Origin of the sequence: Sulfurospirillum arcachonense DSM 9755 (genome assembly GCF_000597725.1) — a bacterium.
In the GTDB taxonomy this organism is placed as follows: Bacteria; Campylobacterota; Campylobacteria; order Campylobacterales; family Sulfurospirillaceae; genus Sulfurospirillum_A; species Sulfurospirillum_A arcachonense.
This window is the reverse complement of record NZ_JFBL01000006.1, coordinates 132,546-149,621: the sequence shown is the minus strand read 5'-3', so window position 1 is coordinate 149,621 and position 17,076 is coordinate 132,546. Positions and strand designations below refer to the sequence as shown.

16 protein-coding genes are annotated in these 17,076 nt (G+C 29.6%); 10 read left to right on the top strand and 6 right to left on the bottom strand.

The window, feature by feature from the left end; translation table 11 throughout:
- The 3 genes from K354_RS0106610 to K354_RS0106600 all read left to right on the top strand — a co-directional run.
- On the top strand, positions 1-297 hold a 297-nt coding region (locus tag K354_RS0106610; protein WP_024954716.1), incomplete at its 5' end, for a transposase.
- Between the two features lie 698 nt (positions 298-995).
- Positions 996-1,229 carry a hypothetical protein gene (locus K354_RS0106605; protein ID WP_024954715.1) on the top strand — a complete coding sequence of 78 codons (234 nt, stop codon included), beginning with the start codon at positions 996-998 and terminating at the stop codon, positions 1,227-1,229.
- Positions 1,230-1,232: 3 nt separating this feature from the next.
- The gene (locus K354_RS0106600; RefSeq protein ID WP_024954714.1) at positions 1,233-1,691 is read left to right on the top strand and encodes a hypothetical protein; all 459 of its coding nucleotides are present in this window, start codon (positions 1,233-1,235) and stop codon (positions 1,689-1,691) included.
- Between the two features lie 129 nt (positions 1,692-1,820).
- Here K354_RS0106600 and K354_RS0106595 read toward each other — a convergent pair whose 3' ends face one another.
- Genes K354_RS0106595 through K354_RS0106585 form a run of 4 tightly spaced genes read right to left on the bottom strand, consistent with a single transcriptional unit; the run spans position 1,821 to position 6,074 of the window.
- Positions 1,821-2,270 (bottom strand): hypothetical protein, encoded by a 450-nt coding sequence (locus K354_RS0106595; protein WP_024954713.1) that lies wholly within the window; start codon positions 2,268-2,270, stop codon positions 1,821-1,823.
- Positions 2,263-3,804, bottom strand: coding sequence for a PepSY-associated TM helix domain-containing protein (locus K354_RS0106590; RefSeq protein WP_024954712.1), 1,542 nt, complete (start codon positions 3,802-3,804; stop codon positions 2,263-2,265). Before K354_RS0106590 ends, K354_RS0106595 begins: the two co-directional genes overlap by 8 nt.
- Positions 3,805-4,107, bottom strand: coding sequence for a hypothetical protein (locus tag K354_RS14075; protein WP_037940374.1), 303 nt, complete (start codon positions 4,105-4,107; stop codon positions 3,805-3,807). It abuts the gene before it with no gap.
- Positions 4,108-4,121: 14 nt separating this feature from the next.
- On the bottom strand, positions 4,122-6,074 hold the full coding sequence (locus tag K354_RS0106585; protein WP_024954711.1) for a TonB-dependent receptor domain-containing protein: 1,953 nt from the start codon (positions 6,072-6,074) through the stop codon (positions 4,122-4,124).
- 131 nt (positions 6,075-6,205) lie between these two features.
- On the opposite strand from K354_RS0106585, the gene K354_RS0106580 reads away from it, so the two are divergent.
- The 7 genes from K354_RS0106580 (at position 6,206) to K354_RS14670 (ending at position 12,528) form a co-directional block, all read left to right on the top strand.
- The gene (locus K354_RS0106580; RefSeq protein WP_051505395.1) at positions 6,206-6,934 is read left to right on the top strand and encodes a response regulator; all 729 of its coding nucleotides are present in this window, start codon (positions 6,206-6,208) and stop codon (positions 6,932-6,934) included.
- Positions 6,935-6,969: 35 nt separating this feature from the next.
- Positions 6,970-7,692: an energy transducer TonB gene (locus tag K354_RS14680; protein WP_024954709.1), complete on the top strand. Its 723-nt coding sequence runs from the start codon at positions 6,970-6,972 to the stop codon at positions 7,690-7,692.
- A 10-nt stretch (positions 7,693-7,702) separates the two neighbouring features.
- A complete protein-coding gene (locus tag K354_RS0106570; RefSeq protein ID WP_245600581.1) occupies positions 7,703-8,215 on the top strand; it encodes a MotA/TolQ/ExbB proton channel family protein in 513 nt (170 codons plus the stop codon).
- Entirely contained in the window at positions 8,212-8,598 is a 387-nt protein-coding gene (locus K354_RS0106565) for an ExbD/TolR family protein (protein WP_024954707.1), read from the top strand. Before K354_RS0106570 ends, K354_RS0106565 begins: the two co-directional genes overlap by 4 nt.
- A 116-nt stretch (positions 8,599-8,714) precedes the next feature.
- Positions 8,715-9,560, top strand: coding sequence for an AraC family transcriptional regulator (locus K354_RS14675; RefSeq protein ID WP_024954706.1), 846 nt, complete (start codon positions 8,715-8,717; stop codon positions 9,558-9,560).
- A 67-nt stretch (positions 9,561-9,627) separates the two neighbouring features.
- A complete protein-coding gene (locus K354_RS0106555) occupies positions 9,628-10,473 on the top strand; it encodes a hypothetical protein (RefSeq protein ID WP_024954705.1) in 846 nt (281 codons plus the stop codon).
- Positions 10,474-10,617: 144 nt separating this feature from the next.
- The gene (locus tag K354_RS14670) at positions 10,618-12,528 is read left to right on the top strand and encodes an FIST N-terminal domain-containing protein (RefSeq protein WP_024954704.1); all 1,911 of its coding nucleotides are present in this window, start codon (positions 10,618-10,620) and stop codon (positions 12,526-12,528) included.
- Positions 12,529-12,542: 14 nt separating this feature from the next.
- On the opposite strand, the gene K354_RS0106545 is transcribed toward K354_RS14670, so the two are convergent.
- Together K354_RS0106545 and K354_RS0106540 are read right to left on the bottom strand one after the other, a co-directional pair.
- Positions 12,543-14,687 (bottom strand): alpha/beta fold hydrolase, encoded by a 2,145-nt coding sequence (locus tag K354_RS0106545; RefSeq protein WP_024954703.1) that lies wholly within the window; start codon positions 14,685-14,687, stop codon positions 12,543-12,545.
- A gap of 4 nt (positions 14,688-14,691) precedes the next feature.
- A complete protein-coding gene (locus K354_RS0106540) occupies positions 14,692-17,076 on the bottom strand; it encodes an acyl-CoA dehydrogenase (protein ID WP_024954702.1) in 2,385 nt (794 codons plus the stop codon).

Genomic DNA, 17,076 nt, shown 5'->3' with positions numbered 1-17,076 from the left:
GGACTTGACCCTATCGAAGTCAGCTCAGGTAGCTCTGTACATAAACGTTCAAGGATTTCAAAACAAGGTTCACGACTTATTAGAAATACTTTATTTATGGGAACACTTACTTCAATAGAACATAATCCACAAATGAAGCTTTTTTATGAGCGTCTTAAAGAAAGAGGTAAACATTCGACTTCTGCTCAAATTGCTGTTATGAGAAAGATAGTTACCATCACTTTCTCTCTTTATAAAAAGAATGAAATGTATGACCATAATCGATATGAAAAATGGAATAATCTTGCATTGGCTTGAGATAGTAAGAATACTAGAAATTAAGGGGATTCAAAGGTGGAAACTGTCCCCTTTTCATTATTCTTTTTATGAAACAATAAGTTATTTAAAAGAATAAATTTAAAGGAATAAAATGTTGTTAACTATATTAATGGTTTTTTGTATATTAATGTATTATTTTTTATATATAAATATAAATTTTATTATAAATTTAAAAAGAATATTTGCATGGATTCTCTTATTCCTTTTAATAATAATAGAGTTGCGTTGTTTCGGTTATACTAAAATGCTTTATGAAATAAATGGTTCTTTATTACTGTTAATAACATATGTAATTTTAACAATTACTTATATTGTTTATATATTACGTTTGATTAATTTAGTAAATAGGGATTAAAATTCCGAAAGTTCGAGTTCCAGGGACAGTTTACTTAATTATTGATTACCAGAATTCCGGGGACAGAATACCAATTAAATTTCAAGTTGCAATATATTTATCAAAATAGTTTTTATTTTTGTAAGATTTTTTATCTTAATAATAGAAGATAAAAATGGCAAGAATAAAAAGAATTACTACTAAAAAAATGTAAATTTATATCTTAGATACACAAAAGATTATAGTCCTTAGAATTTAAATCTTAGCTTTTTGTTATCAATAATTTTATTGTCTATATATGTTATAATGTGGTATATATAGACTTAAACCTTAGGAGATTGTTTTGCAAAATATGGAGCAAAGAGCAGCTATGAGAAAAACTAAAATAACTGTTAATAAAGTTGGTTTACATTCTAGTGAACACAATAGCTTTCATACTTTTTTAGATGCTAAGCAATCATGGGAACTTTTAGCAAAACTTTCACAAGAATCTTGGATAGAACAAACAGGACAAGTAGCACCTTTACATGTAGATAAATCTATATGTAGATTTATGAAACTTTATGATAGAGAATAGTAGATGTATTTAACCCAAGACTACAAAGATATTATAGAACTATTTAACAAATACGATGTAAAATTTTTGATTGCTGGTGCATATGCTATGTCAAAAGTAGGTTACTCTAGAAGTACTTATTATATAGACTTATGGATAGAAAAGAGTGAGCAAAATGCAAACAATATTTTTAAAGCACTAGATGAATTTGGTATTCCTTTTGCTATAGAGCCTAGCAACTTTTTAGAGGAAAATAGTGTTTTACAAATAGGAATTGAGCCAAATCGTATAGATATTTTGACAGATATAGATGGCTTGGAATTTACTGAGGCTTGGAAAAATAGACAACTAGTAGAGTTTGATGAACTAAAAGCTTTTAGTCTGGAAATTAATGATATTATAAAAAATAAAAAAGCCTCAAATAGAGCTAAAGACAAGCTAGATTTAGTACAACTAGAAGAATTAGCACAATTAAAAAACTAATAAAATTTAAAATTCCGGGGACAGAATACCAATTAAATTTTATCTACATGTAAAGACTATTTGATTATAAAGAATCCCAAGAACAAGGACAACAATAAAGTTCCTTGTTCTTGAGATTTTAGATGAGATTTAAATAGCTGTTTGTTTAAATGCTTTACTTCTGCGGTACCCTATAAAAAAACTTATTAGTAAAAAGAGTATAGCTGCTAAACTAGTATATAAAAAGGCTAGTTTCTCTTTTTTTACTATTTTATCAAAGCCTCCATCTGGGGCGATTCCATCTGTGACGATGTCATTATCTCTTACTATTACATATATCCAGTATGACTCTTTAGGTATATCCATAATGATACCTTTTCTAGTAATATTTCCTTTTTTTAGGACTCTGTTATCGAGCATTGAGATGAGACGGACTTCATTTGCTATAAGTGGTCTTTTTGATTTTTTATAAAAAGCTTTTATATGCATCTTATTATTGTCTAATTTTTCGGCTGTAACTACCATGCCAGGTACTTTATGAGCTTCTAAAATAGAAAACATTGAGATTAACAATAAAAATATAACTCTTATTTTAAGCATAATGGCTCCTTGAATATTTGCTTAGAAATTTTATTTTATAGGAGTATTTATAAAATAAGAAAAACAGTACACTTAAAGTTAGCAGAACTAAATCAAAACATATCACAGGATGCATACTATTGGTTTTCAATAGAGCAATAAGATATGTTTTTGTTGCCATTATATGTGCAATGATTGCTGAAAACAGGAATATAGAGGTCAATAATGCAAAAGATTTTAACAAGTCCAATATATCTTCATAATAAACACTCAGTAAAAGAGTAAATGCCCAAAATGAGTAAAAAACTCCTTTCATCCAAATAACTTTTTCAAAAAGTCCACTAGGAAGTGCCCAGTAAGATAGGAGCATCAGTGCTGATGTGGGGATAACTCCAAACATGATAGCCATTGCAAAACGACCTGTAAAATTGTAATACGCATCATTTTGAACATGTTTTTTTGCTTTTTTGTCACTCCAGATTAAAAATCCAAAAGCAAGAGACAAAATAAAGCCCATTGAAGCAAAGAAGTACAATACCCTGACCAATAATGTTTCATTTCTAATAAAGTGAAAATAGTAAAATGAGGATAAGATTTTATTGCCTATATGAGAGTCACTTAAATCTTTTTTTTCTAATACTGTCCCATCAATAGGGTTTAATAGTACATGGAGTTTATTAGATTTGTCTGTCAATATTTTATTGTTATCTAAATGACCAATAAACTTGATTTGTGCATTTTTATCATTCCATTGTAAAAGTTTTATACTGCTTACTTTAAGATGAGGCAATGCTTCTTTTGCTTTTTGCATTAAAGTATCTATACTTTGAAACTCTTCAAAAGAGCTACTTTTTTTAGGAATTTTATCTTTTGGAAAAAGAATAGGTCTTACTAAAGCTCCTGTACTCGATGATGTTGCTTTACTTGCACTGTATGTAATAGGAGCTGAAAAAGGAAGCATAAAACCTAAAAATGCACCTGTTAAAGAAAATACAAGTATATAAGGAAGTAAAATCAAAGAGATATTTTTATGCCACCTGAAATGAAAGTTTTGGAGATTTTTTTTATGTTTGTTAAAATATAAAATCACACCACTGATGGTTAAAAATATGATGAGTATAGAGGCAATACCCATGAGTTGTTGTCCTATCTTTGGTATATTTCTTCCAGAGTGTAGATTGTTAAAAAATTTGCTTAAAAACGAGCTATCAAATGTCGTATCTAGCATCTTTGATGTATAGGGATTTATATGTTTTGTTCTAGATGTTTGGTCATTGATTGAGATGACATTGTCTTTATACGAGGGGAGTTTTATCTCAATATACTTAGTATTATAACTCTCTTCTTGTATCGTTCTTTTTACTATTTCATCTAGTTTATAATTATACTCTTTTTTGTATTCAAAATATCGTGAAGGATTTTCCCATGTTTGTATTTGAGGAAGAAAAAGGATAATTGTCCCAAAAAATGCAGATATAAAAAAGAAAAAAACGGCAAACAAACCTAGTTGTGTATGTGCTTTTATGAGGTATTGTAAGTTGAGTTTATTGAGCATTTAAACAACCTTTATAAGTAAGATAAGAAGTAGCGAAATAAATACTGAACAAAAAACTATTTTTTTTAATAAGTCAATAATCCTTGGGCTAAAAAGTAGCCACAATCCATAACAGGAAATTATTATGGGTGTTAAAATCATTGAAGGAAGTATTTTATAAACATAATCTCCTTGGACCAACAAAGAAACTAACATCATAGTGAGATATGCACATACTAGTGCACCAAAACAGATGATTAAACCATGAACCCAGCCAATTTTTGGCTGGGATTTATAAAGAGAATTTTTGATAGTGTTAAACATGTTATGTTATACCATTAGTACTTGTATGATAGTGTGAGTTTAAAGTTTCTACCAGGCTCATAATCTGTACCATCAGATCCTCTAACTATTCTATTTACCGAAGAGTGAGAAGCATAATGCTTATCAAATAAGTTGTCAATTCCTGCAATAACTTTTAGTCCTTTTACTGATTTTGGTGTGTATTTTAAAGCAATATCATGAGTGTCATATCCTTTTTTAGTTACATCTGGAATATCATTTTCTTCAAGAACTAAGATAGATTTCCATGATGCTTCTAGTTCTGAAGATACTCTATATTTTAGATTGAGAGAAAAATTATCCCCAACTTCATCATCAATAGGGTTGCCTGTGTCTTCAACCAAAGATTCTGCATGAGAAAAGGTCAATAAAGCGTTGAGTTTTTCTAAGTTATATGCAAAACTAGCTTCAACACCTTTTGTTACTGTTTTACCTTGGTTTATTAAGTTGTTTGAATCATCAAAACCTATATCATTGTCAATTGTAGTTCTGAAGTATTTTGCTGAAAAACCAATGTTATTTGCTCCTAGAATATCGTCTTGAATATACTTAAAGCCTATTTCATTATTTTCACCAGTTTCTGATTTTATATTTGAGTTTTCTCCAACAAAAGTTCTATAAGAAGCAAATACTTCTTGCATTGGAACCCCTTTAAAGAGTGTTGTATGACTTGCTAATAAAGTTAAATTGTTAGTAAGCTCATACTCAGCAGCTAGTGAGTAAGTTAATTTGTTATCTTTAATATCTCCAGCAATTCCATCTAAATTATAGTTATTAAATCTAACGCCAGGTGTTAGAATGAATCCATTGTCAAAGTCAATTGCATCTTCAAGAAAAATTGCCATAGTTGTTGCTTTTTCATCATCACCATAATCCGATCCATCAATATCTACTTCACTTGTCTGTATATCATATAAAAGTCCATAAGTTAAAGTGTTGAGAATATTTCCTGATTCAATATTTGATTGAGCTTTGGAATTAATCCCTTTATTAATTACTAAAGCTTCTAAGACATCACCTCTTAGATTTGTATTGCTCTCTTTTCTTGTTAAATCCATTTTATTATAATAAAGAGATGTTTTTAATTGTAAAGCATCACCTTTATTGATTTCATGTTTTATCGTATATGTATCTCTTTCATATTTTGTTGGGTGAATATCTCCTCTATTTAATGATACATTAGTAGCTGTACTAAAGTTTGGACGTGGTAAATAATCTCCTTCATCAACCATCTTGTCATAAGAAAAGGAGATTCTTTGTTCATCATTGATATCAATACCATATTTTATAAGTATATCATCCAAAGTACCTTCTCTACCTTTTTCAGTAGTTCCATCACCTGTTTTCCAGTTTTTATTTTCTAGATAATTATAATAAACAAAAAAGTCAGAATAATCAGTGATTTTTCCAAATCCAGCTAATGAACCACCTAAACTTTTGTTGCTATTATACGTAGAAGAAACCATTCCTCCAATTTTTTGATCTTTTTGTAAAAAATCTTTTCCTTCTTTTGTCTCAAATTCAATAGCACCTCCTAATCCACCGTGTACCACTGAATTTGCCCCAACTTCAATTGATGCTTTTTTTAAGATATCTGGATTGATTTTTAAGCTACCTTGGTGGTGAAACATATCGGTATTAGACTGTTTTGCCCCATCGATGGTAATATACAAGTCTTCATCTTTAATTCCACGAATAATTATTTTATTATTCATAGAATGACTTCCTCCTACATCAACACCAGGAATATCTCTAAACAAATCACTTAAATGATCTGCTTGTTTTGTTTCCATAGAAGTTTGCCCTAGATTGATAGATGAGCTTACAACTTCAACTTCTGTTGTAGTGATATCGATTTCATCTAAAGATGTTGTTTCAGCAGTAATAGCTTGAGTATTAAGAAGTGTAAATGCTGCAACTGAACTTAATAAAAAATTACTTTTATTCATAAATTTCCTTTTATGTATATGACGATTTAAAGTAAATAAAACAAATTTATTTACTCATTTCAACATGTTTTAATTTGATAGTGAGTATCATAACCAAGTAAAATAACAGATAAATCACAAAAGGCTATTTTTTGAGAAAAATTTCAAATTTATGTAGAAATAACACTTTGATACTGATTGTTGAAGATCAGATATCTATTGCAAATAAGATGAAAGATACTTTAATAGAGTATGGATATAAAGTAACAGGTATAGAAACAAGTGCAGATGCAGCAGTCGAACATGCAAGCCAAAATAGACCAGATATTATTTTGATGGATATAAAACTAGAAGGTAGAAAAACAGGAGTTGATGCAGCAAAAAAAATATGGAATTATTATAAGATTCCTATTGTTTTTGTTACATCATGTAGTGATAGTAAAACTATAAAAAGTGCAATGCTTAGTGAACCTTATGGTTATCTCATAAAACCTATTAAAAATGACGAATTAAAAGTTACTATTGATATAGCTTTGTATAAACATAATTATTTTTTTAAAAATACAGATGTAATTGAAAAAACTTTTGTTGAAAAACAGCTAATGTTTATAGATGGGTTTAGTTTTAATCGAGCGAAAAAAATTTTATATAAAGACAATATACCAATAAAGCTTACAGGCAATGAAACAAAACTCTTTGATATATTGACGCAAACTCCTGGAGAGCCTATTAGTTTTGAGCAGATAAGTAATTTTATTTGGAGAGAAAACTATTATGATGTAGGAAAACTGCGTACTTTAGTATATAGGATAAAAACCAAATTAAAAACCAACCTAATAGAAAATATTTATGAATTAGGTTATAAAGTAAAAGTTAATTAAGATAATTATTATCATTATTAAAGTAGAATTCGATTATGTTTACTAAAATCATACTATTATTATCATTTATTTTTATATTGTTTGGTCATTTTGCATTGTTTACTCTTTTTAAATTTGAAGATAAAAAAACAGTAGTAGCACAAAAAAATACAGCTACATCTATATCTGTAAGAAAAGTAAGCTTACAAAAAAAAGTGCATAAAAAAATAGAACCCAAAAAAGAGATAAAAAAAGAAGTTAAAAAAGTTGTTAAAACTAAAAAAGTCAAAAAGATTGTAAAAAAAGCAAAAAGAAAAGTACCTAAAAAAATAGTAAAAAAAACAAAGAAAATACCTATAAAGAGAGTTGAGAAGGTACAAAAAGTAATTAAAAAAATTACTCCTAAACTAACACCAACAGTTACAAGAAAAATTACTCCTATTGTTAAAAAGAGATTAGTAGTCAGTAATGCAACAAAAAATATGATAGAAAATGAATATCTTTTGCGGTTAAGACATCTCATCGAAAAAAATAAGATATATCCTAAAAGAGCTAAGCGATTAAAGCAACAAGGAGAGGTAGTAGTATCTTTTGAGATTTTAAAAGACGGGTCTATCAAGAGGGTCAATATCAAAAATCGTAGCTCTTTTAAAAGATTAAATATGGCTGCGGTGAAGTTACTTAAAAAAATTAATAAGTTTGATTCAATACCAAATGAGTTGGAAAAAAATAGATGGGCTATTGAAATACCAATAAAATATTCAATAGTGAATATATAGAGGAGATTATATGATAATGGTTGAGTTACTAGAGTATATAAATAGAGGTGGCATAATAGTCTATATTTTAATTGCTTTAAATGTTATAGGTTATTCAATAATGCTTTGGAAGTTAGTCATCATAACAGTCGCGAAGTTCAATAAAGAGTCAGTCGCACAAAATATTATAAAGATGGTTAAGAGTTATAATGATAAGTATGAAAATAAAACTTTTCAAAATGCTTTAGATAAATATGTCCATAAGCTAGAAAGTGGATTAAATACAGTAAAGATAATAGCATCTACTGCCCCACTAATAGGATTGCTAGGGACTGTTGTGGGTGTTTTAAACTCTTTTGATTCTATTTCAAAAGCTGGATTAGGGGATCCTACTATATTTTCAACAGGCATTTCAATTGCTCTTATCACTACTGTGGCTGGACTTATTGTAGCAATACCTCACTATGTAGGTTATAACTATCTCATAGGTTTCATAGATAGATTGGAGCATACAATAGAAGAGAGAGTTATAGCTAAATTATGAGAGTTAGAAGAGAGATAATTACCCCTGATATAACACCTTTAATTGATGTTGTTTTTATATTGTTGATATTTTTTATAGTATCTTCTGTTTTTAAAAAAGAGGAGTTAGCATTAGTTCTTGACTTACCTACATCATCAGCTCAAGAATTAGAAATACAACCCAAAGAAATATCTATTGAAATCAATAAAGAAAAAGTAGCTATTTATGGAAAAGAAGTCACTTTTGAGCAATTGGATGCAAAACTAAATGAGATTCATGAGAAGAAACACAATATCATCGTAAGAATTGATAAAGGTGTTGTTTATGAAAGAGTAGTAAAAGTTTTGGATACTCTTCAAAAATATGATTTAAATAATCTTTCTTTGGTAACAAAAAAAGAGTAGGGTACTTTATTAATCAAATTCTGTCTACATGTAAAGAATATTTTGTTAGAATTACGTGGTAAAAGAAGTCAAAAAGTTGAGAGTTTATACTTGACACTTTTTTATATGAGGTAAATATGAACGCTATAGAGTATTTAAAAAATCATCATGCAAACGATACTATAATCAGCAAAGGTATTACCTTAGCAAAGTTTTGCACCTTAGAAACTACTTATAAAAACACTTCTATTATCCCTTGTAATCTTCTAAATATCGTTTATAAAGGTACAAAGGTATTACATACAAAAGATGGAGATGTTGAGATAAAAGCAGGGGAAGCATTTTTGATAACTAAAGGTGAATATGTTATGAGTGAAGTAGTTGGGGATGAAGAGTATATGTGTTTGTTGATTTTTTTTGAACAACAGCTTACTAAACAACTTATTTCAGAACTTCCTTTTAAATTTAACTCTAATAAGATACATAACACACAAAATCTATTAAAATTCAAAGTGGATTCATTTTTACAAAATAGTGTAGACTCTTTAAAACTCTATTTAGATAATAAACCTACTTTCACAGATGAACTTCTTACTTTAAAACTAAAAGAGCTGATGTTGTTGCTTTTAGGTAGTAAAGCCAGACAAAATATCATAAGGTTTTTTCAAACTTCTATTTTAGACAAAAGTGATTTGAAAAGTTTTATGGAAAATAATTATGAAAAAGATTTGACAATAGCAGAGTATGCTAAACTAAGTGGTAGAAGTCTTAGTGCTTTTAAAAATGAATTTAAGGCTATATATAAAGAAACTCCTATGAAATGGATTTTGAAAAAAAGATTAGAGAAGGGCAAGTTTCTTATTCAAGAATTGGGTTATGAAGTTGGACTAGCCGCTCATACTGTTGGGTTTAAAACTCATGCTCATTTTACCAGACTTTATACCAAAGAGTTTGGAAACAATCCTAGCTTTATAGATAAATAATAAATCCTTACAGATAAACAAATCCTAATAGTAATTGATATACTTTTAAAAACAATAAGGAAAGTATATGAAAAAATCTATTTTATGTGTATTTGCAGTAGCAACAATTGGTTTTGCAAATAGTGTTACTATTGATGGCTTTAGTTCACCAGAGAGTGTGATTGTAAAAAATCAAGATGTATATGTGAGCAATGTAGGTAAAGAGTTAAATGCAACAGCAAAAGATGGTGATGGATTCATTTCAAAACTAGATTTAAATGGTAAGATAAAAGAGTTACATTTTATCGATGGACTAGATGCTCCAAAAGGTATGGGAATCATTAAAAACACACTCTTTGTGACAGATATAGATAGTGTAAAAGGGTTTGATAGAAAAACAAAAAAAGAGGTCTTCTCTTTAAAATTTGATAATGTTGGTTTTTTAAATGACATATCCATAAAAGATAACCATAGTTTTTTTGTCAGTGCGACAGATGTTGGGGCAATATATGAAGTTGACATCGAAAATAAAAGCTATAAAAAAGTAGTTGATTTTTCTGTAGCCAATGGGCTTAATTATGACCATGGTATATTATATGCTGTAAAACTTGGAAGTAAAAAAGAAAGTATGTTAGATGGGAAAGGACGTTTATACAAAATAGATATAAAAAATCATAACCAAATAACTGAACTTTCGACTTTTGAGGGTATATTAGATGGAGTTCAAAAGGTGAAAAATAAAATTTATGTGAGTGACTGGGTGAGCTTTAAAAAATCAGGGATTGTTAGGCTATATGATTTAAAAACAAAAGAAGAGTCTGTTCTAAAGCTTACTCCATTTATGGGATCTGCTGATTTTTGGATTGATGAGAAATCCAATAAGCTGTATTTACCACAAATGTTAGGTAATAAACTAACTATTATTGAACTTTGATATTATAAATCCTAGGGGGAAGATTAGTTCTTAATTATATATTTTGTTTAGATTTTGGACATAATTATTTTTTAATTATTTATTAATAAAAAATTTTAACTTTAATTAATAATGTATTAAGTATCATCTATACAAGGAGTATTCATGAAAACAATAAATGCTTATTATACTTCCCCTGAGAGTCTTAGTAGTTTTCTAGAAGAAGAAAGTATTAGTGATTCTTCAAAGCTTTTAATTCAAGTTTTTTCAGGTAAAAATGATTTTGATTTTATCAAGGATTTAACAACCTTTTTTTTAGAAAATTTCCCCTTAGCTTCTTTAGTAGGTGCAACGACAGATGGCGAAATCAAAGATGGTCAAGTATCTATAGATACTACAGTTATAAGTTTTACTACATTTGAAAATACATCCTTAAAAACATATATCTCTAATGAGTTTGAAAACTATTTTCAAGCTGGACAGGATTTAGCAACAAATATTATTGAAGAAGATAGTAAGGTAATCATATCTTTTATCGATGGTCTTTTAGGCAATGGTGAAGAGTATCTCAACGGTATAAGCTCAATCAATAATGAAATTATTGTAGCTGGTGGACTTGCCGGAGATAATGCAACATTTACAAAAACATATGTTTTTACAAAAGATACAATCTACACCAATGGAGTTGTAGGAGTATCTTTAAGCAATTCTGATTTAAAAGTAATGACAGATTATAGTTTTAACTGGCTTCCCATTGGGCAAAAACTCAAAATTACAAAGGCAGATAAAAACAGAGTTTATACGATAGATAACAAAACAGCAGTAGAAACTTATGGTTACTATCTAGGAGATGATATAAGTGAACAGTTACCAAATATTGGTATTGAATTTCCTTTGATTTTAGAAAAAAATGGTATACAAATTGCCAGAGCAGTAATTGGTAAAAATGATGATGGTTCTTTGCTTTTTGCAGGAAATCTTCAGGATATGGATGAAGTGAGATTTGGTTATGGAAATGCCAATGAAATACTTGGGAAAACACAATCTCATATTGATAAACTTTATAATCAGCCAGTTGAGAGTATATTTATCTATTCTTGTATGGCAAGAAGAAGATTTATGCCTGAACAAATCGAAAATGAAACGATTATTTATAATCAAATAGCACCTACAAGTGGTTTTTATACTAATGGTGAGTTTTTTAGCACGAAAGGATATAAGGAGTTACTAAATCAAAGTACGACTATTTTAGTTTTGAGTGAATTAGATGTTTGCAATACTAAAGAGATTACTTTTAAGACTCTAAAAAATGTAAGCACAACAATCCAAGCATTATCACACCTTGTACATGTTTCAACAGAAGAATTGCAACGAAAAGATGAAATTATGGTTGCTCAATCACGTAATGTTGCTATGGGTGAGATGTTAAATATGATTGCACATCAATGGAGACAACCTTTGAGTGTAATTTCTATGAGTGCAGATAATATTTTACTAGATAAAGAATTAGATTGTTTAGAAGATGAAAGTTTTACTGAAAATCTCAATTCTATTAAAAACGAATCTTCAAGTCTTTCTCAAATAATAAATAATTTTAAAAATTATTTTAGTTCTACAAAAGAAAAAGAAGAAATTTTGATTAAAACTCTTGTAGAAGACACAAAAGATATTATAAATTTAAACCTTAAAAGTAATGATATAAAGTTAATCACTGATCATCAATGTGATCTTTCTATTGCTACTCATAAACAACAGTTAATGCAAGTTTTACTTAATTTGATAAATAATGCAAAAGAAGCTTTAATAGCAAATCAAAAAGAGAAAAAAATAATCGTTCTATCAACTAAAGAAGATACAAACAATATACTCATAGAAGTCTGTGATAATGCAGGTGGTATAAAAGAAGCTATTTTAAATGATATTTTTAACCCATATTTTACGACCAAAAATGAATTAGATGGAGCAGGATTAGGCCTTTATATGAGTAAAATAGTCATAGAAAAACATATGAAAGGAAAATTATCAGTTTACAATATGAAAGAAGGAGCGTGTTTTAGCATTGTTATTCCAAGATGATTGTATAAAAAAGTTTATTTTGATTGTTTTATACTATTATTCCAATCAACTATGTCACGATTTTTTTTGATAAAAGATAGAATTTCATTAAAAAGAAGTTCCTTTCCTTCTCCTTGTACTATAACATGTTTATCTAAATCTAAATATATTAGAGATTTATAGCTAGAATTTATATCTGAAAGTATGGTTTGTGCAGCATCTGGGTTTACAACTGGATCATGAGTAGCTTGAATAATGAGTGCTGGAAGCTTTATTTTTGGCAAATCATCATTTGTTATATCCATAAGTTTATTTAACTCTTTAATCGATTTTAAATAGTACTTTTCATAGTTAAATTTTGGATATGCAGGTTTGTTTTCGACAAACTCTTTTTGTAAAACACCACTTACTAAATCATTCCAAAATGTAACTGCTGGAAGTATATAATTCATTCTTATATCATTAAGTTTTAAAGCTGCATTGATGCAAATTACACCATCTATTTTAGATTTTTTTCTTGAAGCAGCTAAAAGGGCTAAAAGACCTCCTGTAGAAAATCCAGTCAAAAAGATATGTTCACATCTTAAAGATAAAATTGCATAGGCTTTACTAAATGCTCCATACCAGTCTTCCCAGTCACACTCTTTCATATTCTCAGGAGCTGTTCCATGACCATTGAGTCTAAGAGCATACACATCAATACCATAGTTTTGTAAAAACTCAGAAGCTTCTCTTACTTCGGCTGGCGAAGAAGAGTACCCATGAGAAAACACAACTCCTATTCTATTGCCACAAAAACCACTTTTACAGGCATCTAAAAAGTAAGGTTTACCTACATCTTTATCTTTTACTCCTTCGCTGTTTTTAAATTTTTCATAATCCATTTCAAATCGAATCTCTTCATCTTTAATCATATGCATAAAAAGTTCATTTGAAAGTGTTGATTCATCCTTTTCTATATAGGGTTGTGCTTCTTTTCTAAAAGTGTCGTAAAGTTGGAGTTCATTGATAAGAACTTTAAATGTATTATCAAGGCGTATCATGTGAAAGTCACCCAAATTATTGAGCTCATTTTTATTGATTTTATATCCATCAAAATTTTTTGTTTTTATTTCTGATATAACTTTTTGATTTAAAGCCAACTCAACTGCATCTTCAAAAGGTTGATAAATCTCATCTGCGATAAGGTTTAGATAACCACAGAGTAAGTTTTCATCAAAATGATAATCTAGGTGTTTTAACTTATCTATAAGAGAGTATAAAAGACGCGTCAAATGAGTCCTTCTTATAGTTTCATGAGGGAATGTTTCAAGTATAAGTGCAAAAAAGTGGTCAAACTGAAAAGTGATGTTTTTATATACTTGATGCATGATTTTATCTGTAATGTCTACTCGAGTACATTTTTGAATTTCTCCACCATTGCCAAGAACATGAGGCTCCATAAACTCTGGTTTACCTACATTGATAATCATTTGTGAATCAAGTAATAATTCACCTTCGACTTTTAACTCTTCCATGATTCTAGGGGACATATCTGCTACAAATTGTCTTGCTGTTTTTGCTATAAAATTTTCTTTAGGGTGCAAAGGAATATAGCTAATATTGAGTGGAACAATAACGACATCACGCAAGAGAATATCATCTTCTATATTATATTTTTCTTTGATTTTTTCTTTTTCACTCTCAGGTGCATTTTGGAATTCATCTCTTATAGTTTGGGCTTGAAGTGCAAAAAATGCAGCCCCAGAATGAACTCTTGTGATTATATCTTTAGAGTTTTTACTAAAGTAGTGACCATGCCTTTTTATGATACGTTTATTTTTCACCATATTGCCCTCAGGAAATATGAGCCAATTGTTTTTACCACTAAGTAAATCAGAGATGATAATGCTATTTCTATCTTTATGACCTACAGGAACTATACCCATTTTGTCTAAAAAGGCGCCAAAATAGCTAATAAAAAGGCTATCATCAGCAACTGCTCTTACTGCAATATCCATTTTTTTATATAAAATATAAGGAATGATAAAAGTTTCCATCCTTGTAAAGTGGTTTGCCACAAACAAAATAGGATGTTTTGTTGGAATCTTTTCTAATCCTTTGATAGTGATATTTGCATCAGTTATCTTCTCAACGATATCCAATACATATTTCATTAAGTTATAAGCACCAGTATTCATAACCTTACCTTGCTTCTTTATAACTCTTTGCATTAAAAGAATCAACACTTATAGCTTCAACTCTTACTTGGTTACATGTAAGGAGTAACTCTTTGTCTTCTTCTTTTATAATGCTGATATTTATTGCATCATCAAGGAGTAATGAATACTCTTTTTGTTCTAACTTACCATTTTTAAGGGCTACTTTTATTTTTTCTCTTAACTCTTTTGTCTCTTTCATGAGTTGTGCAGCTTTTGTGATGATATTTAACTGGTCATTCTCATCTTTTGGAGTATAGATAGAATCACACATTTTATCTAAGTAGTCAGTATCATTTGAAAGTAAATCAACTAACTCTCTTGCCTCTTTATGACTTGGGGCTACGCTAATAGGATTGAGTCTTAGTGCTAAGAAAAATGGAAAAGTAAATATTTTCAATGCTTTGTTTTCTAAAAGGTTCAAAAGTATTTGCTCAAATGAGTATTGGATTTTGGATAAAGCTAGTTTACATGTAAAAGAACTAAACTTCAAATTTTGCTCACTTGGATTGTGATAATACTCTCTTAGTGAGGCAGTTCCTAGATACAACCAAGAAAGAGAGTCAGCAAATAAAGCACTCAAGTTTTCTTTTCTTTTTATGTCACCTCCAAAAAGACCAAGTACAACTTCACTTAAAAGTGCAAAAACAGAGCTAGACCAAGCGAGTTTTTGCTCATATCTTCCTATAATCCCAGAATTGCATTTTGGAGCTATGTAAGCTCTTGTAAAAAATAGACCCATTGCTTTGATTGAGTTTGTAAAGATAAGTTTTAAATGAGAGAAAAATGACTCATCAAAAGCTTCTATATCTCTGTTTTCTAAGGCATCAAACTCTTTATAGAGATAAGGATGACATCTTATAAGCCCTTGTCCAAACTGCATCAGGTTTCTTGTTAGGATGTTTGCTCCCTCCACTGTGATAGATACTGGTATACCAATATAAAGATTTGCTAAAAGATTTTTAGGTCCTTTAATTATGCCAGCACCTCCTACAACATCCATAGCATGATTTAAAACTATACGGGCATTTTCAGTAGAGTGATACTTCATGATAGAGTTTATAACAGCTGGTTTAACTCCTGTATCTAAAGCGTCAAGCACATATTTTTTTGAAGCAATTTGTAAGTATGTTAAAGCCGCCATTGAGGCAATAGGCTCTTTTATCCCTTCAAACTTTCCAATCCCTAGTCCAAACTGTTCTCTTACATTTGCATAGTTTACAACGGTTTTTAGTGCAAGTTTTGAAGCACCACTACTTGTTGATGGTAGTGAGATTCCACGTCCTACTGCGAGTGAAGCAGTGAGCATTTTCCAGCCTTCTCCAATACCATCATATGAGCCAATAATATTGTCAATATCTATAATGACATCTTTTCCCCATAAAGGAGAATTCACAAAAGGAACACCAAGAGGGTCATGTCTTTGACTTTGATCTATTCCCTTTGTTTTAGCATCAATAACTGCAAAAGTTATGCCTAACTCTGTATCTTCTCCTAAGATATGCTCAGGGTCTTTTAAGTGAAAAGCAATACCAATAAGAGTTGCGATATGTGCTAAAGTAATGTAGCGTTTTTGAAAATTAAGACGGATTTTTACTTCACCATGTTCATTTTTAAAAAGTATACCATTTGCCTGAATAGAAGTAGCATCACTTCCCGCTTCTGGCTCAGTTAGAGCAAAACAAGGCACATCAGTACCATTTGCTAAACGAGGAAGATAGTGCTCTTTTTGCAAATCTGTACCATAATGCATGATAAGCTCAGCCGGTCCAAGTGAGTTTGGTACCATAGTAGTAATAGCTAAGACTTGTGAGCGAGAAACTAATTTCTCTATAACCATACTATGACCAAGAGCACTAAATCCAAGTCCACCATGCTCTTTGGGGATTATCATACCTAAGAATTTTTTCTCTTTTAAGAATTTCCATATTTTAGGACTTAAGTCTTTGTTTTGAAAAATCTCCCAGTCATTTGTAATGTTACAAAGTTCTTCTACTTCATTGTCAATAAAGGATTTTTCTTCTTCACTTAAATTTCTAAAAATATGAGAGTATATCTCTTTAAAATCTATTTTTCCTTTGAAAAAATCTGCTTCAATCCAAGTAGTACCAGCTAAAAGAGCTGTTTTTTCTGTGTCAGATATTTTTGGCAAAAGTTTGAGATTTTCTATGAGGTTCATCAAAGGACGTGTCAAAAACTTTTTTCTTATATCTGAGTTTATAAGGACTACATGTAAAAGCACAAATAGACTGAGTAATACCCAAGAGTTTGATATAAGTAAGTAGCTAAATATAACTATTGAGTAAAAATATATGGGTGCTTCAAAAACACCAAAAGCGAGTATAAGTAAAAATAAAATTAGTAAGTACAT